Source organism: Aliirhizobium sp. YIM B11859 (assembly GCF_057163345.1).
In genome coordinates this window covers 1,272,276-1,291,606 of the sequence record NZ_JBXHAY010000001.1, presented here as the reverse complement: position 1 = coordinate 1,291,606, position 19,331 = coordinate 1,272,276, and the positions used below count along the sequence as shown (strand labels likewise).

General features: G+C 60.1%; 19 protein-coding genes and 1 pseudogene. 8 read left to right on the top strand and 12 right to left on the bottom strand.

Annotated features, from left to right (window positions below; all coding sequences use genetic code 11):
• Positions 1-61: 61 nt before the first annotated feature.
• Both AC2GXZ_RS06050 and AC2GXZ_RS06045 read right to left on the bottom strand, forming a co-directional pair.
• Positions 62-367 (bottom strand): ETC complex I subunit, encoded by a 306-nt coding sequence (locus AC2GXZ_RS06050; protein ID WP_483758192.1) that lies wholly within the window; start codon positions 365-367, stop codon positions 62-64.
• Positions 368-540: 173 nt separating this feature from the next.
• Entirely contained in the window at positions 541-1,665 is a 1,125-nt protein-coding gene (locus AC2GXZ_RS06045; RefSeq protein WP_483758191.1) for an ATP-dependent DNA helicase, read from the bottom strand.
• Between the two features lie 213 nt (positions 1,666-1,878).
• On the opposite strand from AC2GXZ_RS06045, the gene AC2GXZ_RS06040 reads away from it, so the two are divergent.
• The 4 genes from AC2GXZ_RS06040 to AC2GXZ_RS06025 all read left to right on the top strand — a co-directional run bounded on the left by AC2GXZ_RS06040 (position 1,879) and on the right by AC2GXZ_RS06025 (position 4,494).
• On the top strand, positions 1,879-2,253 hold the full coding sequence (locus tag AC2GXZ_RS06040) for a COG4315 family predicted lipoprotein (RefSeq protein WP_483758190.1): 375 nt from the start codon (positions 1,879-1,881) through the stop codon (positions 2,251-2,253).
• Positions 2,237-2,803, top strand: a complete 567-nt coding sequence (locus tag AC2GXZ_RS06035; protein ID WP_483758189.1) for an RNA polymerase sigma factor — start codon at positions 2,237-2,239, stop codon at positions 2,801-2,803. Before AC2GXZ_RS06040 ends, AC2GXZ_RS06035 begins: the two co-directional genes overlap by 17 nt.
• Positions 2,800-3,582, top strand: coding sequence for an anti-sigma factor family protein (locus tag AC2GXZ_RS06030; protein WP_483758188.1), 783 nt, complete (start codon positions 2,800-2,802; stop codon positions 3,580-3,582). The genes AC2GXZ_RS06035 and AC2GXZ_RS06030 overlap by 4 nt, the downstream gene beginning before the upstream one ends.
• Positions 3,583-3,651: 69 nt before the next feature.
• On the top strand, positions 3,652-4,494 hold the full coding sequence (locus AC2GXZ_RS06025; RefSeq protein ID WP_483758187.1) for an aldo/keto reductase: 843 nt from the start codon (positions 3,652-3,654) through the stop codon (positions 4,492-4,494).
• Here AC2GXZ_RS06025 and AC2GXZ_RS06020 read toward each other — a convergent pair.
• The 3 genes from AC2GXZ_RS06020 to AC2GXZ_RS06010 all read right to left on the bottom strand — a co-directional run bounded on the left by AC2GXZ_RS06020 (position 4,489) and on the right by AC2GXZ_RS06010 (position 8,013).
• Positions 4,489-5,514 (bottom strand): capsular polysaccharide export protein, LipB/KpsS family, encoded by a 1,026-nt coding sequence (locus tag AC2GXZ_RS06020; RefSeq protein WP_483758186.1) that lies wholly within the window; start codon positions 5,512-5,514, stop codon positions 4,489-4,491. The genes AC2GXZ_RS06025 and AC2GXZ_RS06020 overlap by 6 nt on opposite strands.
• A gap of 84 nt (positions 5,515-5,598) precedes the next feature.
• Positions 5,599-6,171, bottom strand: a complete 573-nt coding sequence (ilvN, locus tag AC2GXZ_RS06015) for an acetolactate synthase small subunit (RefSeq protein ID WP_483758185.1) — start codon at positions 6,169-6,171, stop codon at positions 5,599-5,601.
• A gap of 48 nt (positions 6,172-6,219) precedes the next feature.
• Complete coding sequence (locus AC2GXZ_RS06010) at positions 6,220-8,013, bottom strand: acetolactate synthase 3 large subunit (protein WP_483758184.1); 1,794 nt, start codon at positions 8,011-8,013, stop codon at positions 6,220-6,222.
• Between the two features lie 380 nt (positions 8,014-8,393).
• Here AC2GXZ_RS06010 and AC2GXZ_RS06005 point away from each other — a divergent pair, with 380 nt between their 5' ends.
• Entirely contained in the window at positions 8,394-10,463 is a 2,070-nt protein-coding gene (locus AC2GXZ_RS06005; protein ID WP_483758183.1) for an ATP-binding protein, read from the top strand.
• Here the strand turns inward: AC2GXZ_RS06005 and miaA are convergent.
• On the bottom strand, positions 10,448-11,368 hold the full coding sequence (gene miaA, locus AC2GXZ_RS06000; RefSeq protein ID WP_483758182.1) for a tRNA (adenosine(37)-N6)-dimethylallyltransferase MiaA: 921 nt from the start codon (positions 11,366-11,368) through the stop codon (positions 10,448-10,450). The genes AC2GXZ_RS06005 and miaA overlap by 16 nt on opposite strands.
• On the opposite strand from miaA, the gene serB reads away from it, so the two are divergent.
• Entirely contained in the window at positions 11,369-12,262 is an 894-nt protein-coding gene (gene serB / locus AC2GXZ_RS05995) for a phosphoserine phosphatase SerB (protein ID WP_483758181.1), read from the top strand.
• Between the two features lie 6 nt (positions 12,263-12,268).
• A complete protein-coding gene (locus AC2GXZ_RS05990) occupies positions 12,269-12,853 on the top strand; it encodes a GNAT family N-acetyltransferase (RefSeq protein ID WP_483758180.1) in 585 nt (194 codons plus the stop codon).
• Positions 12,854-12,889: 36 nt separating this feature from the next.
• On the opposite strand, the gene AC2GXZ_RS05985 is transcribed toward AC2GXZ_RS05990, so the two are convergent.
• The 6 genes and pseudogenes from AC2GXZ_RS05985 to AC2GXZ_RS05960 all read right to left on the bottom strand — a co-directional run bounded on the left by AC2GXZ_RS05985 (position 12,890) and on the right by AC2GXZ_RS05960 (position 18,650).
• The gene (locus AC2GXZ_RS05985) at positions 12,890-14,542 is read right to left on the bottom strand and encodes a Do family serine endopeptidase (protein WP_483758179.1); all 1,653 of its coding nucleotides are present in this window, start codon (positions 14,540-14,542) and stop codon (positions 12,890-12,892) included.
• A 203-nt stretch (positions 14,543-14,745) separates the two neighbouring features.
• On the bottom strand, positions 14,746-15,675 hold the full coding sequence (gene hflC, locus AC2GXZ_RS05980) for a protease modulator HflC (protein WP_483758178.1): 930 nt from the start codon (positions 15,673-15,675) through the stop codon (positions 14,746-14,748).
• The gene (gene hflK / locus AC2GXZ_RS05975) at positions 15,672-16,793 is read right to left on the bottom strand and encodes an FtsH protease activity modulator HflK (protein WP_483758177.1); all 1,122 of its coding nucleotides are present in this window, start codon (positions 16,791-16,793) and stop codon (positions 15,672-15,674) included. The genes hflC and hflK overlap by 4 nt, the downstream gene beginning before the upstream one ends.
• A 141-nt stretch (positions 16,794-16,934) precedes the next feature.
• Complete coding sequence (locus tag AC2GXZ_RS05970) at positions 16,935-17,480, bottom strand: dihydrofolate reductase (protein ID WP_483758176.1); 546 nt, start codon at positions 17,478-17,480, stop codon at positions 16,935-16,937.
• Positions 17,480-17,764 (bottom strand): annotated as a pseudogene (thyA, locus tag AC2GXZ_RS05965) (thymidylate synthase); the annotation flags it as partial. The gene AC2GXZ_RS05970 and the pseudogene thyA, both read right to left, overlap by 1 nt.
• Positions 17,765-18,131: 367 nt before the next feature.
• On the bottom strand, positions 18,132-18,650 hold the full coding sequence (locus AC2GXZ_RS05960) for a helix-turn-helix domain-containing protein (RefSeq protein WP_483758175.1): 519 nt from the start codon (positions 18,648-18,650) through the stop codon (positions 18,132-18,134).
• Between the two features lie 153 nt (positions 18,651-18,803).
• Between AC2GXZ_RS05960 and AC2GXZ_RS05955 the strand changes: the two genes are divergently transcribed.
• A complete protein-coding gene (locus tag AC2GXZ_RS05955; RefSeq protein ID WP_483758174.1) occupies positions 18,804-19,103 on the top strand; it encodes a hypothetical protein in 300 nt (99 codons plus the stop codon).
• Positions 19,104-19,331 lie beyond the last annotated feature (228 nt).

Genomic DNA, 19,331 nt, shown 5'->3' with positions numbered 1-19,331 from the left:
GAAGACAGTTGCCCTCCAAAAGAACGGAGCGGCATCGGCCAGGCGAATCAAGCGTCGGAATTCAATGGGTCCAGGGTTGCATCCGGTTGAAGCGGAAGTTGTCCGTGTAGGACACCGCCTGTCGAGCCGGTTCTTTCGGCTGGATGACCCGGTACTCGATGCCTTCGCGCTTGGCATAGGCTTCCGCCAGTTCCTGGCTTTCGAAGGTCAATCGCAGCTGCTGCTTCATGTCCGAAGACGACGTATAACCGAGAATGGGATCGATGCTGCGCGCCACTTCCGGATCGAACTCCAGAACCCAGAGAAGCGTCTTTGCCTTGCCCGACTGCATCGCAGTTTTTGCGGGACGGTAGATCTTTGCAGCCATGAGCCTCAGCACCTCACAAATCCATCCGCAAGGCTTACAACCCAACCCCTTTCGAAAAGGTGAGGATCGCCTGACCAGCGCGGGCCGCGTCTTCGCGGTTTCAACGTTTTTGCCGTGTCCATGACGTATTGTCAACGACGGCAAGACTTTGACGGCAGAGGCTCCGTGGCAATCTACCGGACGATGGTCAGCGTTTCGGCAGCGCGCGTGATTGCCGTGTAAAGCCAGCGCTCGCGGGTATCGCGAAATGCAAAACTCTCGTCGAACAGAACGACATTATTCCATTGCGAGCCCTGAGCCTTATGCACGGTCAGTGCATAACCATAGTCAAACTCGTCGTAACGTTTACGCGTCGACCACGGAATTTCCTCTTCGCTCTCGAAGGCCGCCTTGAGCAGCTTGATCTTCGATGCGCCGCGATCCATGTCGTCGTCTTCGGGCCGGATCATCAGGTTGATGCCGGGCTTGACCGTCTCGCGTGACGAGCTCATCACCTGCCAGAGCGAACCGTTGAGCAGCCCCTTGACCTGGTCATTGCGCAGGCAGACGAGCTTGTCGCCCGACTGCGGATAGTCGGCGGTAAAGCCCTTGAGTTCACGCAGACGCTGATTGTACCGCTTGCGGGTACGGTTGGTGCCGACCAATACCTGATCGGCCTCCAACACCAGCTCCTGGTTCACCTCGTCACGCGAGATCACCCGCGCCTTGCCGTAGTCGCCATACATGATCTCCTTGCCTTCGCGCACGTTCATGGCGAGCTGGATGATCGGATTGTCCTGCGCCTGGCGGTGAATGTCGGTGAGCAGATAGTCCGGCTCCTGCTCGGTAAAATAACCGCCGCCGGAAACCGGCGGCAACTGGCCGGGATCGCCAAGAACGAGGATCGGCGTGCCGAAGCTCATCAGGTCCTTGCCGAGCGCCTCGTCAACCATCGAGCATTCGTCGATGACGATCAGCGCAGCCTTGGCGACAGGACTCTGGCGGTTGATCGAGAACATCGGCGAGACGGAGGTCTTGCCCGTTTCCTCGTCCTCGACCGCCTCTTCGCCACGCGGACGATAGATCAGCGAATGAATGGTCTTGGCGTTGCGCGCGCCCCTGGAACGCAGCACCTGCGCCGCCTTGCCGGTAAAGGCTGCAAACAGCACCTCGCCATCGACATTTTCGGCGAAATGTTTGGCAAGCGTTGTTTTGCCCGTTCCGGCATAACCGAAAAGGCGAAAAACCTGGCTGCGGCCGTCTTTCAGCCAGCGCGAAACGGCCTTCAGGGCCTCGTCCTGTTGCGGTGCGAATTGCATGGCCGCGACTTGGCAGGATTCTCCCTTAAAGCGCAACAGGAAAAGAACGAAAGATGAATCAAAGCGGGGAATTGCCGGAGCCAGCCATCGCGATTTAGACCGCGCTCCCGGAGCGAGGACATTATCGCGTTTTTCAGGGAATAAAATCCGATCTCCCGGCGTCATGACACATGCGGCCGGGAGAGAGCCGCCTTGAACTTAAGGAGACGATCCATGAAGACGATCATTCTGGCTGTGGCTGCTCTTGCTGCGCTGACGACCGCAGCCTATGCCGACAGCCCCCTGAAGACGGTCAAGACCGACAAGGGAGACGTGCTTGCCGGCGAAAAGGGCATGACGGTCTACACTTTCAAGAATGACACATCCGGCATGTCCAACTGCTATGACAAATGCGCCCAGAACTGGCCGCCGGTCATGGCCGCTTCCGATGCGAAGGCAGAAGGTGCATACTCTGTCGTCACCCGCAAGGACGGGGCCAAACAATGGGCCAAGGACGGTATGCCGCTCTATTACTGGGTCAAGGACATGAAGGAAGGCGACACTACCGGCGACGGCGTGAACGGCGTCTGGCATGTCGCCAAGCCCTGACCTTCCCGACACGCAAAGGTCTGCGGCGCGAGAGGATGAAAATCTCGCGCCTGCCGCCTTCGAGACGCGTATCCTCGCCGTTCTGCCGCAGTTGCGCCGCTACTCGCGCAGCCTGACGCGATCGGACACCGAGAGCGAGGATCTGCTGCAGGACTGCGTCGAGAAGGCACTTGCAAGCCGCAGACAATGGCGTGGTACGAATTTCAAGGCGTGGACCTATCGTATCATGACCAATCTTCACCTCAACGCACGCCGTTATCGCGCACGCCACCCCTCGGTGACGCTCGAAGGAACCGAAATCGAGGATCTGTCTGTAACTGCCGGCGATCCGCTGGAGGCACGCCGGCTGGCGCAGTCGCTTGCAAGCCTGCCGGCGGAATTTCGTGCTGTGCTGATGCTGGTCGTCGTTGAGGGACACGCCTATCATGAGGTGGCAGACATGCTCGAGATCCCCCTCGGCACTGTCATGTCGCGGCTTTCGCGCGCGCGATCGAGCCTGAGAGAAAAAATGCGGGAGGAAAACATCATTCCATTGCGGAGACCGAAATGAGCCAGCGCCCCCCGGTTTCAGAGGAACAGCTACACGCCTATGTCGATGGCCTGCTCGACGATGCGGAGCGCCGGGAAGTCGACGCATTCCTTGCCGAAAATCCCGACGCCCGCGAGATGATCGTCGATTGGCAGGCACAGAATGACCGACTGCGTGCAGCCTTTGCGCCATATGAAAAATCGGGCTCATCCGATATCCGGCTTGTCTCGAGCGGCCCGCGAAACCGCTTTTCTGCGCATGGGCGCCTCGCTCTTGCCGCTGCCGCAACGGTTGTCTTCGTTCTCGGCGGGGTAGCCGGTCATTACGGCCCTGCCCTGTTCGCCAGGCCGGACATTACGCTGGCCTATACCGACATCCTTCCGAGTGAAGCGAAGAACGCCTATCTCGTTTATGCAAGCGAGGTCCGGCATCCGGTCGAGGTCTATGCGGACGAGGAGGCACATCTGGCGACCTGGCTCGGCAAACGTCTGTCGATCGCCGATCTCAAGGTCCCCAACCTCCAGTCGCTTGGTTACCGTCTCGTCGGCGGCAGGCTTCTGCCCGTCGCCGGCAAGGCAGGTGCGATGTTCATGTATGAGGATGCCACCGGCGGACGCCTGACGGTGATCGTCGGACGCGATCCCGACAATGCAACGACAAGCTTCCGTTTCGCCTCTTCCGGAGAACTTGAAACCTTCTACTGGATCGATGACGGCCTCGGTTATGCCGTCACGGGCGAGGTCTCCCGGGCGACGTTGCAGAAGGTCGCAGAAGAGTGCTATCGCCAGTTTCCATCGTGACCACCGCTTGGCATTTGATCGCCGGACATTAGGTTATCCCCATCACGTCATGGCCGAGGACACGTCATCATGCCCGATATTCCCGCCACCCGCCTCCCCTCCGGTATCGGGGTGCCGACACTGGGGCTCGGCACCTGGAAGATGGGCGAGGATGCCCGCCTCGCAGAGCAGGAAATATCAAGCCTGAAACGCGGTCTCGACCTCGGCATGACGCTGATCGACACGGCAGAGATGTATGGTGAGGGCGGCGCCGAGATCATCACCGGCAGGGCGATCGCCGGCCGGCGCGATGAGACCTTTCTGGTCAGCAAGGTCTATCCCTGGAATGCCAGTCGTCGCGGCGTGATCGACGCCTGCGAGCGTAGTCTGAAGCGACTGAAGACGGACCGGATCGATCTCTACCTCCTGCACTGGCGCGGCGAATACCCGCTGGAGGAGACCGTCTCCGGCTTCGAGCATCTCCGCGAGACCGGCAAGATCGGCGCCTGGGGCGTCTCCAACTTCGATCTTGAAGACATGCAGGAACTGGTGGGCGTGCCGGGTGGAGAGAACTGCGCCGCCAACCAGGTACTCTATAATCTCTCGCGGCGCGGCGTCGAATACGACCTTCTGCCCTGGTGCCAGGAACGCAGAATTCCTCTTATGGCCTATTCGCCGATCGAACAGGGCCGCATCCTGCGCAATGGCGAACTGGTGCGTATCGCCAAGGCCTATCAGGCAACACCGGCACAGATAGCGCTTGCCTTCCTCATCAGGCAACCGGGCGTCGTTGCCATCCCCAAATCCTCAAGCCCCGAGCGGGTCGAGGAAAATGCCGGCGCCATCTCACTCGAAATCAGCGCTGCGGATTGGGCAGCGCTCGATACGGCATTCCCGCCGCCGCGCAGCAAACAGCCGCTCGAAATGTTATAGCGCCTTGCGGCCGGCAACGATCGCCTCGATAGTCTGAAAAACATCGGTCGCCTGCCATGTTTCGGGATCACGGTAGATCGGGTAATGGACGAAGGCGGCGGCAGCGAGATGATCGATGCCGCGTCTCACCATCCGGCGACCGGAAATGATGCGCGACGCCCTTGCACTCATCCTGTCCTCGGTCAGCCCCCATCCGGAATAGAACGGCGCCGCATAACAGCGTACCGGTACGCCACGCAGAAGCGCATCGAAGCCGAATTGGCTCGCCACGGTCCACACCTCGTCCACCGCCTTGAGCATCGCGGCAGCGGATACCGGCTCGGCGGAAAGCTCCACCCCCGGCCGGCCGGCGGCCATTTCGGTCAGATACCCCCGGCGATAACCGGCAATCACATCCGGATGAGTGCGCACGATGCAGTGAGCGCCGCTTGCCAGCGCCTCGTCGAGCATGAGCGCGAACGATTTTTCCGAGCCCAGCGAACGTGGCACCGAAACGTCGCCGCGCACCTGGTCGACGAGCAGCACACGCCGCTTGGCCGTCCGCTCGAATGTCGGCTCGTCATGCGGCAGGTGATTGTATTTGGAAAGGCCGTGCTCGAGCAAAGCCTCACGGACACTGGCACCCACGCCCGCATCAGCGTCATCGGCCTCGGCGATCAACCGTTCCAGCCGCGATGCAACCGCAGCGTCGGTGGAAAGCCCGAGATCGTCGGCCACGATCGACAGCGGCAGCGAGCCTGATTTGCCCAAGCCGACCGATCGAAGAAAGCCGTCTTCCAGCCGCCAATGCGGCAGCAGGCGGGCGGTGGCTATCGCCCGGGTGATCTTCGAACCAATCCGCCCGCCCCAGGCGATCGTGCCGGCGATTCCGGGCGTGAAACAGGTGCGGATCTCATCCAGCCCCAGATAGTCCCTGACCCAGGGCAGGTCGTCGCGGAGCCAATGCATGGCACCGATCGGCGTGCCGATCGGGGGAAGCCATGGCTTTCCCCCGATCCTGTCGGGATCATCATGTTTCAAGGCAGACACCATCCGCGGCTGAATTCACTGGGTTGAACTCGCCTAGCGCGGACGATTGCCTTTGTCGATGACATAAAGAGCCGATTACATCCCCTGTGGGCCGCGGTTCATCGCGGCAATGCCCGTGCGGCAGATCTCGATCAGCCCGAGCGGCTTCATCACCGCTACGAACTGGTCGATCTTTGACGACTTACCGGTGATCTCGAAGATGAAATGCTCCACCGTCGCATCGACCACCTTCGCCTGGAAGGCATCGGCAAGCCTCAGCGTTTCCGCCCGGCGTTCACCCTGGCCGACGACCTTGACGAGTGCGACCTCGCGCTCGATCGGTCGCTCCTGGCCGAAATCCCTCGCCCGGACCGTCAGGTCGAGTACCCGATGCACCGGAACGATCCGCTCAAGCTGTGCCTTGATCTGCTCCAGCACGGTCGGCGTGCCGTTGGTGACGATGGTAATGCGTGACAGATGCGCCTCGTGCTCCGTCTCCGAAACGGTAAGGCTTTCGATATTGTAGCCGCGGCCGGAGAAGAGGCCGATCACCCGCGCAAGCACGCCCGGTTCGTTGTTGACGAGGACGGAAAGCGTGTGGCTCTCCGCCTTGGCTGTCTCGGGGCTGATGAAATAGGCGGAGCCGGTCGGCTGTTGATGTGCGTTCATTGTATTGGGTCCGTTTCCTCAAGCGTTTCCTTAAGAACAGCTGCTCGATCAGACGAGCTGCCGGCCCTTTGCATCGATGGCCGTAGCAACCGCTTCATCCGTCGCATCGTCCGGCAGCAGCATCTCGTTATGGGCCTTGCCCGACGGGATCATCGGGAAGCAGTTGGCGAGATTGGCAACGCGGCAATCGAAGATCACCGGTTTGTCGACGGCGATCATCTCGGCGATCTTGTCGTCGAGTTCCTTCGGATCGTCGCAATACATGCCGACGGCACCATAGGCCTCAGCCAGCTTGACGAAGTCCGGCATCGCCTCCGTATAGGAATTCGACAACCGATTGCCGTGCAGAAGCTGCTGCCACTGGCGCACCATGCCCATATACTGGTTGTTCAGGATGAAGATCTTGACCGGCAGGTTATGCTGGATCGCGCAGGACATTTCCTGGATGCACATCTGGATCGATGCATCGCCGGCAATGTCGATGACCAGAGCATCCGGATGTGCCACCTGCACGCCGAGTGCCGCCGGCAGACCGTAACCCATCGTCCCGAGACCACCGGAGGTCATCCAGTGGTTCGGTTCTTCGAAACCGAAGAACTGCGCCGCCCACATCTGATGTTGCCCGACTTCCGTCGTGATGAACGTCTCACGCCCCTTGCTCGCCTCGTAGAGACGCTCCAAAGCGTATTGCGGCATGATCACGTCGTTCGAGTTCTTGTAGGAGAACGACTTCTTCGCGCGCCACTGCTCGATTTCGGCCCACCAGTCCTTGGTCTGCGCGGACTCCGGTTTTTTCGGCAGAGCCCGCCAGAGGCGAACCATATCCTCGAGAACCCGACCGACATCGCCGATGATCGGGATATCGACCCGGACGTTCTTGTTGATCGACGACGGATCGATATCGATATGGATCTTCTTCGAATTCGGCGAAAACGCGTTGAGACGGCCAGTGATACGGTCGTCGAAACGCGCGCCGACGCAGACCATCACGTCGCAGTCATGCATCGCAAGGTTGGCTTCATAGGAACCGTGCATGCCGAGCATGCCGAGCCAGTTCTTGCCCGATGCCGGATAGGCACCAAGCCCCATCAGCGTCGAGGTGATCGGCATATTGGTGAGCTCGACCAGTTCGCGCAGCAGCTTGGATGCTTCCGGCCCGGAATTGATGACGCCGCCACCGGTATAGAGGATCGGCCGGCGTGCCGTCGCCATCAGCTCGACGGCGGCATGGATCGCGTTGATATCACCGTCGACCTTCGGCTGGTAGCTCTTCAGGATGACCGTTTCGGACGGCGGCGTATAGGTGCCGGTGGCGAACTGAACATCTTTGGGAATATCGACGACAACCGGGCCCGGACGACCGGTCTGCGCAATGCGGAAGGCTTCATGGATGATGCCTGCGAGTTCGTTGACATCCTTCACCAGCCAGTTGTGCTTGGTGCAGGGACGCGTGATGCCGACCGTATCGGCTTCCTGGAAAGCATCCGAACCGATCAGCGTCGTCGGAACCTGGCCGGTCAGGCAGACGAGCGGGATCGAATCCATCAGCGCGTCCTGCAGCGGGGTGACGGCATTGGTCGCCCCCGGACCGGACGTCACCAGCATGACACCGACCTTGCCGGTCGAGCGGGCATAACCTTCGGCCGCATGGCCGGCACCCTGCTCGTGGCGCACCAGAATGTGCTGGATGTCGTCCTGCTGGAAGATCTCGTCATAGATCGGCAGGACTGCTCCACCCGGGTAACCGAATAGGTGTTCTACGCCATTGTCCTTCAGCGCCCTCAGAACGATCTCCGCGCCCGTCATTTGATTATCTGGCATCTGGTTCCTGCTATCCGTCATGTCCTCGTCCGTTCATTCCTGGATTGTTTCCGGCGGCTCCTCCGAGCCGGATTTTGGGCATAAAAAAAGGCCCCTTGAGGAGCCTGTCTTTTCGCGCATGGGTGGCTATCGCCGGACGGTTACACCGTCCTGCCCATGCGCGTTCCCACCACAATAATTGCCTGCGAAATTTTCATGGTCGGGAGTGTTAGCTGCATAAGATCCATTCGTCAACGCGCAGACACGCAAAATCATGCGCGATGACCTTTGTTGGCACAGCGGTCGCGGATGTTGACCCTGAACCCTACACCAGTTGTTAAGGGGCGCGTCATAATGTGCCGCATTAGTGCGCCGGCCTGAATGCGGGCCTGAATTTCATTCCTAGGTGGCAGGGGCGCCTCTTGCTGAATGACGACATCCACAGCTCCCCGGACAAGGGAGAACAAGACCGTCGGGACACGCTGAAGCCGGGCAACCGCTTCCTCGGGCGGGTGGTCGCGTGCAACGGCGCCCATGCGACGATCGCAGCCGTTGCTGAACGTGGCGACACCGAACTCACGGAATTATGGTCCGTCGGCCGCCTGATCTCGATCAGCGTCGGCAGAAACCGCGTTGTGGCGCTTGCCTATTCGATGCAGACCGGCGTCAAGGACTGGGCAGAGACCGAAGATACGAAATTTCAGATCGAGGTCGAGCTGCTCGGGGAAGTCCGTGTCGCAGACGACGGACGCGAAGAGTTTTCCCGCGGCATCTCCCGTTACCCCTATCTCGGGGCCATCGCCCATCGTATCCGCACCGCCGACCTGATCAAGATCTACGACCCGAAGAAGAGCGAAACCTGCGTTATCGGCAAGCTGACGCAGGATGAAAGCATCGATGCCTCGATCCACGTGCCGACCATGCTGTCCAAGCATTTCGCCATCGTCGGCTCGACCGGTGTCGGCAAGTCGACTGCGGTCTCGCTTCTCCTGCACCGGGCGATAGAAGCCGATCCGAAGCTGCGCGTCCTCATCCTTGATCCGCATAACGAATTTGCCGCCGCCTTCCCTGAACACGCGGTCGTCGTCGACACCGACACGCTCGACCTGCCATTCTGGCTGATGCGGCTCGAAGAGTTCGCTGAAGTGGTTTTCCGCGGTCGTCCAGCCATCCCTGACGAACTGGACATCCTGCGCGACCTGATCCCGGAGGCAAAACGTGCCTTTCGCGGCAGCGATTCCAGCCTGACGCGGCGGAGCACGGAAAAGACCTCAGTCACCGCCGACACACCGGTTCCCTACCGCATGGCCGATCTCCTGGCGCTGATCGACGACCGGATCGGACGGCTTGAGGGCCGCGCCGAGAAACCCGCGCTCAGGTCGCTCAAGATGCGGGTCATGTCTGCCATCAACGATCCGCGCTACCATTTCATGTTCTCCAACAACACGATCAACGACACGATCATGGAGACCATTGCGCATATATTCCGAATTCCCGGCGACGATCGGCCGATCTCGACCTTCCAGCTTGCCGGCATCCCGTCGGAAGTGGTCAATTCTGTCGCGTCGATCCTCTGCCGCATGGCCTTCGAGCTTGCGCTCTGGAGCAATGGCGCCATCCACATGCTGGTGGTCTGCGAAGAAGCTCACCGTTATGTACCGGCCGACCCTGCACTCGGCTTCGTCCCCACACGCCAGGCGATCGCCCGCATCGCCAAGGAAGGCCGCAAATACGGCGTCTCCCTCGGCATCATCACCCAGCGCCCCGGAGAACTCGATCAGACCATCCTGTCGCAGTGTTCGACGCTGTTTGCCATGCGCCTGTCGAACGACCGTGACCAGGAGATCATCAAGTCCGCCATTCCGAACTCGTCGATTTCCACCACCAGCTTCCTGTCCTCCATCGGCAATGGTGAAGCTATCGCTTTTGGCGAGGCGATTGCCGTGCCGATGCGCATGAAGTTCAGCCATGTGGACAACAATCACCTGCCCAAGGCGCATGGCGTGGCCGACAAGGGCATGGAAGAGACGCCGGATACCGTCGACCTCAGGTCGATCGTGTCACGCATGCGTTCCGTCAGCAGCGGACCGGATATCAGCAGCTTCCAGCAAAGCTATCTCGCGGCGGAAGCAGCGGGCGAAGCACCGGCAGCACCCTTCGTGCAGGGCACCTCTGCCGATTTCCAGCCCGCAAACGATCTCGAACTGCAACGCTGGAAGCGTGAACTCGGCCCATCGGGCGCAACTCATCCGGGCGAAAGCCCGCCGGCAGTGCCCTATCACCCGGATATGCTGCCCCGACCGGCCGCAAGGACGATGGAGCCGCCGCGGCTTGACGGCCGTTCGCCGCTGCCATTGCGCGACAGGCCCGTATCACCTCCGCCGCCCTCGCCCGAACAATCGGCCCGGCCGAACCCCTTCCTCAAGCGCGAAGGGTCGTTCCGAGAGAGCCTGCTGAAAAAGCCGCTGAGCAGCCTCTACGAAAAGGATTGAAGCGAAGACGCCGTGCCGTCGATGCGCTGCCAGCTGTCATCCATCTGGTTGCGGAACCACGTCATCTGCCGCTTGGCATATTGGCGCGTCAGTGCCGAACTGCGCTCGATAACCTCAGGTCCGGTCATCCGTCCCTTGAGCATCTCGGCAATTTCGCGCACGCCGATCGCCTTCATCGCCGGCACATCCAAAGAAGGGTCCAGCCGAAGCAGCGCCTCGACTTCTTCGACCGCGCCGTCTTCGAACATCGCCTCAAAACGCCGGTTGATTCGCGCCTGCAGGATGGCGCGATCCGGAAGCACGACGAATTTCCGCGCTTTCGCAGCGTCGATGATCACCGGGCCTCGGCTGCCCTGGAATTCGGAAATCGAGCGGCCGGTCGCGGCAAACACTTCCAGCGCCCGCACGATCCTCTGCCCGTCCCTTGGTTCAAGCACCCCGGCGACTGTGGCATCCGTTTTCAGAAGCTCCGCATGAAGGACTTCCGGCCCCTCTTCCTTGAGCCGCAGCCTGACCTCGCAGCGGATCTCCTGCGGGATTTCCGGCATATCCGACAATCCGCCGGTCAGGGCCTTGAAATACAGACCCGTCCCGCCGATCACCACCGGCAACTGTCCGCGTCCGCGAATTTCCCGCAGCAGATCGGCAACATCGCGCAGCCACTCTCCCGTCGAATAGGACTTTATAGCCGGTACATGGCCATAGAGACGGTGCTGGACCTCCCCCATCTCGTCCTCGGAAGGACGCGCCGTCAGCACTCTCAACGTGTCGTAGACCTGCATGCTATCGGCGTTGATGACGACACCGTTGCGCTCCTTTGCCAGTCGCAAGGCGAGCGCCGACTTGCCGCTGGCGGTCGGCCCGGTTATCAGGATCGCGTCGGTTTCTTGCACAAGGTTCTCCATATGGCTTTCGTTGCCACGCTCATTGCCCATCCGTCAAACCCGGTTCTCACGCCGGCTCTCGCAGAGCAAGCGGCGGCGGCCGTGAAAACCTCGGGTCTCTATTGGCTGGCGGACGGCGTCGCCTGCGATATCGCGCTGCACGACAGCGAGAATATCGAGGCAGCCGAAGTCAGATTGCGCACGGCCATTGGCGCAGTCCCGATCGACATCGTCGTGCAGCAGGCGGAGACCCGTCGCAAGCAGTTTCTGATTGCCGACATGGATTCCACCATGATCGGGCAGGAATGCATCGATGAACTCGCCGATGTCGTCGGCCTGAAGGACAAGGTTGCGACCATCACCGCACGGGCAATGAACGGCGAGATCGCATTCGAGCCAGCTCTTCGCGAGCGCGTCTCGCTGCTCAAGGGCCTGCCGATTTCGGTCGTCGACGAAGTCATCGCCAAGCGGATCACTTTCACATCGGGTGGGCAGGAGCTGATCACCACGATGAAGGCGAAGGGGTATTATTCGGCACTCGTCTCGGGTGGTTTCACCGTCTTCACCAGCCGGATCGCCGCCGCACTCGGATTCGACGAAAACCGCGCCAATGTCCTGCTCGAAAAGGATGGCGTCCTGACCGGCGAAGTTGCCGAGCCGATCCTCGGCAAGCAGGCCAAGGTCGACGCGCTCGAAGATATCTCGGCAAGGCTCGGCATCACGCCTGGCGACGTAATCGCGGTTGGCGATGGCGCCAATGACCTCGGCATGCTCGGCATTGCAGGATCCGGCGTGGCCCTCCACGCCAAGCCGGCCGTCGCGGCAGAGGCAAAAATGCGCATCGACCATGGCGATCTGACCGCCCTCCTCTACATCCAGGGTTACCGGAAAAGTGACTTCGTAAATTCTGAGTGAGCCCGCATGAACGAGAGGGTCGCAATCGCGCAAACGCACCGTCTGCTTCTTGCGACGTGGCTGCCTTCCGATCGCGACCTTTTCCGAGAGATCAATGGCGATCCGAAAGTGATGGAGTTCTTTCCGTTTCGCCGTCGTGACGACGAATCGGATGCCCTGCTCGGCAAACTCAACAACATGTTCAGGGACGACGGCACGGGCTTTTACGCCATCGTGCTGAAGGAGACCGGCCAGCCGATGGGCTTTTGTGGCCTGACCCGGCCGAATTTTACCGGCGTCTTTCCCGAAGAAACCATCGAAATCGGCTGGCGCCTGGCGACGCGTTTCTGGGGCAACGGTTACGCAACGGAAGCAGCAAAAGGCCTTATCGACTGGGCCTTTTCGTCAAGGAAGCTGGAAACGATCGTATCCTTCGCCGTAGAGACAAACCGCCGCTCGACTGCAGTCATGAAGCGGCTCGGCATGCACCGGACCCCGCAGCTGGATTTCATCCATCCGCGCGTACCGGATACGCATCCCCACCTGAAACAGCATGTCGTCTACGCCGTCACCCGCCGCAAATGGCTGGCTGACGGGAAGCGGCGGGCCTGACGCCCGCCGACATGCCTCATCAATAAAATGACCTGATCAATCCAGCGGTATGGCGACGAAACGGAGATTGCCGCTCTTGTCGGCGATCATGATATGGGCGTTGCGGCGACCCTCGGCTTTCAGCGCCTGCATGCGCGTCGTCACGTCGCCCGGCGCTTCGATAAAGTCCTGCGCCACTTCGACAATGACCTCACCCGGCTTTACGCCCTTTTCGGCGGCGAGCGAACCCGGCACCACTTCGGTCACCACCACGCCTTCGACACTTTCGGCAATGCCGAAGCTCTTGCGCTGTTCCTCGTCGAGAACCGCGATCGTCATGCCATAGGCCTTTACCGGATCCTTGCTCTGCTCGGCGCCCTGATCAGTGCCGTTGCCCGCGTCCGGCGCGTCGCCGCCATCCGGATCGTCATCTTCCGCATCGGCCGGCTGTGCGCTGTCTTCGAGGCGGCCGAGTGTCACCTTGACCTTCTGCTGCTTGCCGTCACGCATGATGACGACATCGACTTCCTTGCCGACCGGGCTTTCGGCCACGATACGCGGCAGGTCGCGCATTTCATTGACCGGCGAACCGTCGAAGCTGACGATCACGTCGCCGGCCTTGATCTCGCCGCTCTTGATCGGGCCATCGTTGACGATGCCGGAAACCAGCGCGCCCCGGGCACGATCGAGGCCGAGGCTTTCGGCAATATCGTCCGTCACCGGCTGGATCCGCACGCCGAGCCACCCGCGCCGGGTCTCGCCGAACTCGATCAGCTGGTGAACGACGTTTTCTGCGATCTCGGTCGGCACCGCAAAGCCGATGCCGATGGAGCCGCCGGAGGGAGAAATGATCGCCGTGTTGATGCCGATCACCTCGCCGCGCATGTTGAACAGCGGGCCGCCGGAATTGCCCTTGTTGATCGCGGCATCCGTCTGGATGAAGTTGTCATAGGGGCCGGCATTGATGTTGCGGCCGCGCGCAGAGATAATGCCGAGCGTCACCGATCCACCGAGACCGAACGGATTGCCGATCGCCATCACCCAGTCGCCGATGCGCATCCGGCGTGAATCGCCGAACGGTACCGCCTTCAGCGGCGCCTTGGGTTCCACCTTCAGCACCGAAAGATCGGTTTTCGTATCGGTCCCGATCAGCGTTGCCTTCAGCTTCGTGCCATTGGCGAAAACGACCTCGATGTCGTCCGCGCCCTCGATGACGTGATTGTTCGTCACCACGTAACCGGACGGATCGATGACGAAGCCTGATCCCAGCGATGAGACCTTCTGGTTGCCCTTCTGCCCGTCCTCGCCGTCGAAAAAGTCGTCGAAGAACTCCTGGAATGGCGAGCCTTCCTGGATCTGCGGCTGCTGCGGTCCGTTGCCGCCGTCCTTGACGCTCTGCGACGTGGAGATGTTGACCACCGCGTCGAGCAGGCCCTCGGAGAGATCCGCAAGCGATGCAGGGCCTGCCGGCGCCATGTTCGCGGCTGGCGACGGCGGCGGATTGAACGACCGCGTCGGCGACGGCGGTGCCGGCAACATGGCACCGCCGGATGTACCGCCCTGCGACGGCGAAGGTGCAGGCTTTGCCGGCACCTGCGTCTGGGACGGGGCCGGTGTTTGTGCCCAGCTGGACACCGGAGCGACGGCAACAGCCAGCGCAATGCCTCCCAAGGCAAAGCGCTTCCAGGACGATCGAACCTGCTGAGCCATCTGGCCTCCTCGCAATTTTGACTATCTGCATCGCCCGGATCGTGGGCGTTGTCGAACTGCTCATTGGAGCGGCTGAATCGGGCAGAGTTTCGGCAGAGAATAGGGTGGAATGGCTTTGCGGGAAATTACCTTTTCGTGAGAAGGCCGATCCCTGCACATAAAACTGAAAAGGGCGGCCAAAGCCGCCCTCATCTTTGCCATGATCAGTTTGCCGGAGCCGGTGTTGCCGGAGCAGCAGCGGCCGGTGGCGTTATCCCGTCGGGAGACTCGAAGTATTTGAAGAACTGCGAGTCCGGAGACAGCACCATGGTCGTATTATTGTCGCCGAGCGCCGACACATAGGCTCGCATCGACCGGTAGAACTCGAAGAAGCTCGGATCCCGTTTGAACGCATCGGCGAAGATGCGGTTACGCTCGGCATCGCCCTGACCGCGCAGGATTTCCGAATCCCGCTGGGCTTCCGAAACGAACTCGACGACCTGGCGATCGGCGATAGCACGCCGGCGCTGACCGGCTTCGTTACCGCGTGCACGGATAAGTTCCGCTTCGGCCAGACGTTCGGCCCGCATGCGCTGGAAGGTCTGCGTCGAAACTTCCTGCGTAAGGTCGGTACGGCGAATACGTACGTCGCGAATGCTCAGTCCCAGCGATTCGGCAGCACTGTTCAGATCAGAGCGCACTTCCTGCATCATCGAGACGCGTTCGTCGGAAAGCGCCGCACTGAAGTTGCGTAGACCATAGACCCGGCGAAGAGCCGCATCGAGGCGCGTGCTGAGACGCGATTCAGCCGATACCCGGTCACCTGAGACGGTTTCGCGGAACTTCCGCGGATCATTGATTGCGTAAACCACGAAAGCGTCGACTTCGTAGAATGCACCGCCCCGGACCTGGACGCGGATATTGTCGAGATCGAAGCGCAGTGCGCGGTTTTCGACATACTGAACCCGGTCGGCATCCATGAAGGCGAATGGCAGCTTGAAATAGATGCCGGGCTCGCGTTTCACGTCCTGGATTTCACCGAAACGGATGACGATGGCCTGTTCGCGCTGATTGACCACGAATACCGACGAGTAGACGAGGAAAAGAATGACGGCGAGGCCGATAAGGAGGGCTGGCAGCCTGTTGGAAATCATTTGCTGCCTCCCTGCTGCGATGCGGCCTGATTGCGGATCATCTCGTTGAGCGGAAGATAGGGTACCGCACCCTGCTGCTGGCCATCCATGATGATCTTGTTGGACGATTTCAGCACCGTTTCCATCGTCTCGATGAAGATGCGGCGGCGCGTCACTTCGGGCGCGTTGGCATATTCGTTGTAGATGGAGATGAAGCGCTGCGCCTCACCCTGTGCTTCGTTGACGACGCGATCCTTGTAGGCGGATGCCTCTTCGCGGATCTGTGCCGACTGACCGCGTGCCTGACCAAGCTTCTGGTTGGCATACTGGTTGGCTTCTTCGAGGAACCGGTCCTCGTCCTGCTCGGCGCGCTGCACTTCTTCGAACGCGTCTGCCACTTCGCGCGGCGGCGCTGCGTCCTCGATCGGCACGGCATTGATGGCAATACCCGAGCCATAGGTATCCATCGTACCCTGGATGATATTGCGGACCTCGGTGGAGATTTCCTCGCGGTTGTCGCGGAAAATGTCCTGTGCCGGTCGACGGCCGACGACTTCGCGCATGGCGCTTTCAGCCACCTGCTGCAACGTCGCTGCCGGCGTTTCCAGGTTGAACAGATAGGATTTCGGATCGGTCACGGTGAACAGGACCGAGAACTGTACATTGACGATGTTCTGGTCGCCGGTCAGCATCCAGCCGACATTGGAATTCGATCCGCGCGAGGCACCGATATTCTGCTGCTGCTCGGTCACCTTGACGATCTCGACGGTTTCGAGCGGCCACAGGTGGAAATGCAGGCCCGGCATGGAAATTTCTTCCTTGGGCTTGCCGAATCTCAGTTCAACGCCGCGTTCATCCGGCTGAACCGTATAGATGGACTGGAATACCAGAAAGGCGGCAACCACCAGAAGCACGATCACCACCGCACCGCCGTTGAAGCCGCCCGGGATGAACCCTTTCAGCCGATCCTGACTGCGACGGATGATATCCTCGATGTCGGGCGGCCCGCCATTGCCGCCGCCGCCACCGCGTGGACGGTTCGGTCCCTGACCCCAGGGCCCTCCCCCTTGATTATTACCGCCGCCATTGCCGCCGCCGCCCCAAGGGCCGCCGCCGCCATTCTGATTGCTCCAGGGCATCAAAACCTCTTTTTAAGTGTCTCCCTTCCCTCGCCGCGCAACTTTTCGAAGAACAGCAGGGGTTCCAGCCCGTTATAGGTATCAGAGACAGCGCTTTCAACGCGCGTTCAATAACTTCCAAGTCAACGGTAACGAATTGTTTCAGTTTGCCGCAATTTTTCGACGGTAAACGGCGAAGCGGGTCGCGTAACTGTCCTTTTCGCCCGCCGGAATCAGTTCCTCCGACAGCTTCTCGAACGACCTCGGATCGATCGCGGGGAAAACGGTATCGCCATCGGCGATCTCGGCCTCGACATGGGTGACGTAGAGAACGTCTGCCAGATCGATCGCCTGTCGATAGATTTCGCCACCTCCCAGGATGCCGATTTCATCGGCGCCCGTCTCGGCGGCGATTGCCCGCGCCTTGCTGACGGCATCGTCCAGCGAGCCTGCCAGCTGGACGCCGTCGATCTGCCGCGCGACATCACGCGTCACCACCACATGCGGCCGCCCGGGCAGAGGTTTGCCGCCGAAGGAATCGAGCGTCTTGCGTCCGACGATCATCGGCTTGCCCAATGTCATCGCCTTGAAGCGCTTGAGATCGGTGGACAACCTCCAGGGCATGTCCCCGTCACGGCCGATCACGCCATTGCTGGCGACAGCCACGAAAATGGCAAGCGGAACGCCGGCCTTCGCAACGCCGTCCATCACACGGCCACCGGCGCCTTGATATGCGCGTCGGCCACATAGTTCTGAAGTTCGAAATCCTCGAACTTGAAGCCGAATATGTCTTTCACGTCCGGATTGATCTTCATTACCGGCAGAGGCTTAGGCTCGCGGGTGATCTGCAGCTTTGCCTGCTCCACATGATTGGAATAGATATGCGCATCGCCGAACGTATGGACGAACTCGCCGGGCTTCAGCCCCGTCACCTGCGCCACCATCATCGTCAGAAGCGCGTAGGACGCAATGTTGAAGGGTTTTCCGACATCATCAGTTTTTTGCATGATTCCGTACCATTTTCGGGGCCATCATCCATAGGTCGTAAGTGGCAATTCAGTCAATCGGGATACCAGGTTCCTTGAAGTTGGACGCACAGCCTCTCGTAATCAGGCTGAAGCTGCGCGTCCTCAATAACGCTGTAGCTGCTTCAGCCTGATGTGGCACACCATCAGATAGGATCGCCCTACGCTCAGCACGTTAAGCTCAATTGTTTGACGGCACCGCCGAATGGCGGCTCGGTCGCGAAAAAAAATGAGCGCCGCGACCGAACTCGTTTCGCAGTTTTTCAGTTATTTTTGACCGCCGACAACGTCGCCATGTCACGCAACGAATACCTGCCCAGACAACGACCAATCGTCAGCTGGTGGCCTGCGGAGTCGTTTGCTCCTGTGACTCTGGCTTAACAAGCCGAACGCCAAAGCCACCGTCATCGCCATCCTGCATCATCACGACGCCGTCAGCTTCCAAAGCTTTGAGAGCGGAATCTACAAACGCCTGCGTCGGTTTCCGTTTTATGCCGCTTTCAAATTTCGCAATCAAGCTGCGCGTTACGTTCAATTTCTCAGCGAAGTCCAGCTGTCGACGGTCAAGAAGTACGCGCCCGGCATGAATTTGACGCCGGTTGAAAAAGTCGGGTCGGCCAGCCACTCGCCATCGAACACCGGGTCCGAGAGTGGCAGTGGCAGCCAGGAATTCAAGACCTTGGTTTCTATAGTAGAGATGCACCTTGAGCGCTGCCTCAGGCGGCTCCTGATATCCGGTATCCTCAAGCTTGATGACGACGCGGGGGCTGACCCCGGCAGCAGACGCAACCTGCCCCTGCCCCATGTTCAATAAAGCTCTGGCGGCCCGAAATGAGCTTGGCGAAAAATCCATGCGAGTGATGAGTGAAAAAAGGCCGAAAATGTCAACATTATGCGTAAAATGTTCCGGTATTAGCTGAAATGTTCGGCTTATTGACAAAATGTTCGGGTTAGTTATTTCTGAGCAAAGTCCTAAAGACGCCGAGAAACGGAATCGGAGATTGAGATGTCGGATGCCTGGCTCGGGCAGAATCCGAGGGAACTCGTGTGTTCTCTAAGGAAGCTTGCTGATGACCTTGAACTGCTCGCAGAAGGGAAGTCACCCGCGACTGCTGGCGTCGTAAAGATTCGTGAGTTCACGCTATCGAGAAGGACAGTGCCCTGTCTCGTCGGGACGATGACCGGACACCCGACAATTCGCGACGGCTCACCCGGCATTTCGACTGAGCTGTACTACGTCAACGAGAAGCAGAAGCTCGTTCGCACGTTCAATCGCTTTTACAAATTGGTCGGCGACCCTCTCTGACCTCCATCTGGAAGACTGAGGAAGACATGGCTTGGAGCAACTTTTTGGGGTCGATCTTGACGGACAGAGAAGAGATACTGAAACGGGGTTACCTTGTGACCACGAGCGTGAGGATCGACACAAGACGGGCCCGGTTGGCGCTAAATCACTCCGCTCCACGTTTTCTTTCATATTGCGCCGTTGCCCGGTTCGCACGCCAGCAGCGAGGCCTCTTATCGCAACGGTCAT

What these genes read in the sequence shown, in the direction of transcription:
- AC2GXZ_RS06050 (WP_483758192.1), bottom strand. Translation starts at nt 367, where the DNA reads ATGGCTGCAAAGATCTACCGTCCCGCAAAAACTGCGATGCAGTCGGGC.
- AC2GXZ_RS06045 (WP_483758191.1), bottom strand. Translation starts at nt 1,665, where the DNA reads ATGCAATTCGCACCGCAACAGGACGAGGCCCTGAAGGCCGTTTCGCGC.
- AC2GXZ_RS06040 (WP_483758190.1), top strand. Translation starts at nt 1,879, where the DNA reads ATGAAGACGATCATTCTGGCTGTGGCTGCTCTTGCTGCGCTGACGACC.
- AC2GXZ_RS06035 (WP_483758189.1), top strand. Translation starts at nt 2,237, where the DNA reads ATGTCGCCAAGCCCTGACCTTCCCGACACGCAAAGGTCTGCGGCGCGA.
- AC2GXZ_RS06030 (WP_483758188.1), top strand. Translation starts at nt 2,800, where the DNA reads ATGAGCCAGCGCCCCCCGGTTTCAGAGGAACAGCTACACGCCTATGTC.
- AC2GXZ_RS06025 (WP_483758187.1), top strand. Translation starts at nt 3,652, where the DNA reads ATGCCCGATATTCCCGCCACCCGCCTCCCCTCCGGTATCGGGGTGCCG.
- ilvN (WP_483758185.1), bottom strand. Translation starts at nt 6,171, where the DNA reads ATGAACGCACATCAACAGCCGACCGGCTCCGCCTATTTCATCAGCCCC.
- AC2GXZ_RS06010 (WP_483758184.1), bottom strand. Translation starts at nt 8,013, where the DNA reads ATGACGGATAGCAGGAACCAGATGCCAGATAATCAAATGACGGGCGCG.
- miaA (WP_483758182.1), bottom strand. Translation starts at nt 11,368, where the DNA reads ATGGAGAACCTTGTGCAAGAAACCGACGCGATCCTGATAACCGGGCCG.
- serB (WP_483758181.1), top strand. Translation starts at nt 11,369, where the DNA reads ATGGCTTTCGTTGCCACGCTCATTGCCCATCCGTCAAACCCGGTTCTC.
- AC2GXZ_RS05990 (WP_483758180.1), top strand. Translation starts at nt 12,269, where the DNA reads ATGAACGAGAGGGTCGCAATCGCGCAAACGCACCGTCTGCTTCTTGCG.
- AC2GXZ_RS05985 (WP_483758179.1), bottom strand. Translation starts at nt 14,542, where the DNA reads ATGGCTCAGCAGGTTCGATCGTCCTGGAAGCGCTTTGCCTTGGGAGGC.
- hflC (WP_483758178.1), bottom strand. Translation starts at nt 15,675, where the DNA reads ATGATTTCCAACAGGCTGCCAGCCCTCCTTATCGGCCTCGCCGTCATT.
- hflK (WP_483758177.1), bottom strand. Translation starts at nt 16,793, where the DNA reads ATGCCCTGGAGCAATCAGAATGGCGGCGGCGGCCCTTGGGGCGGCGGC.
- AC2GXZ_RS05970 (WP_483758176.1), bottom strand. Translation starts at nt 17,480, where the DNA reads ATGGACGGCGTTGCGAAGGCCGGCGTTCCGCTTGCCATTTTCGTGGCT.
- AC2GXZ_RS05960 (WP_483758175.1), bottom strand. Translation starts at nt 18,650, where the DNA reads ATGGATTTTTCGCCAAGCTCATTTCGGGCCGCCAGAGCTTTATTGAAC.
- AC2GXZ_RS05955 (WP_483758174.1), top strand. Translation starts at nt 18,804, where the DNA reads ATGTCGGATGCCTGGCTCGGGCAGAATCCGAGGGAACTCGTGTGTTCT.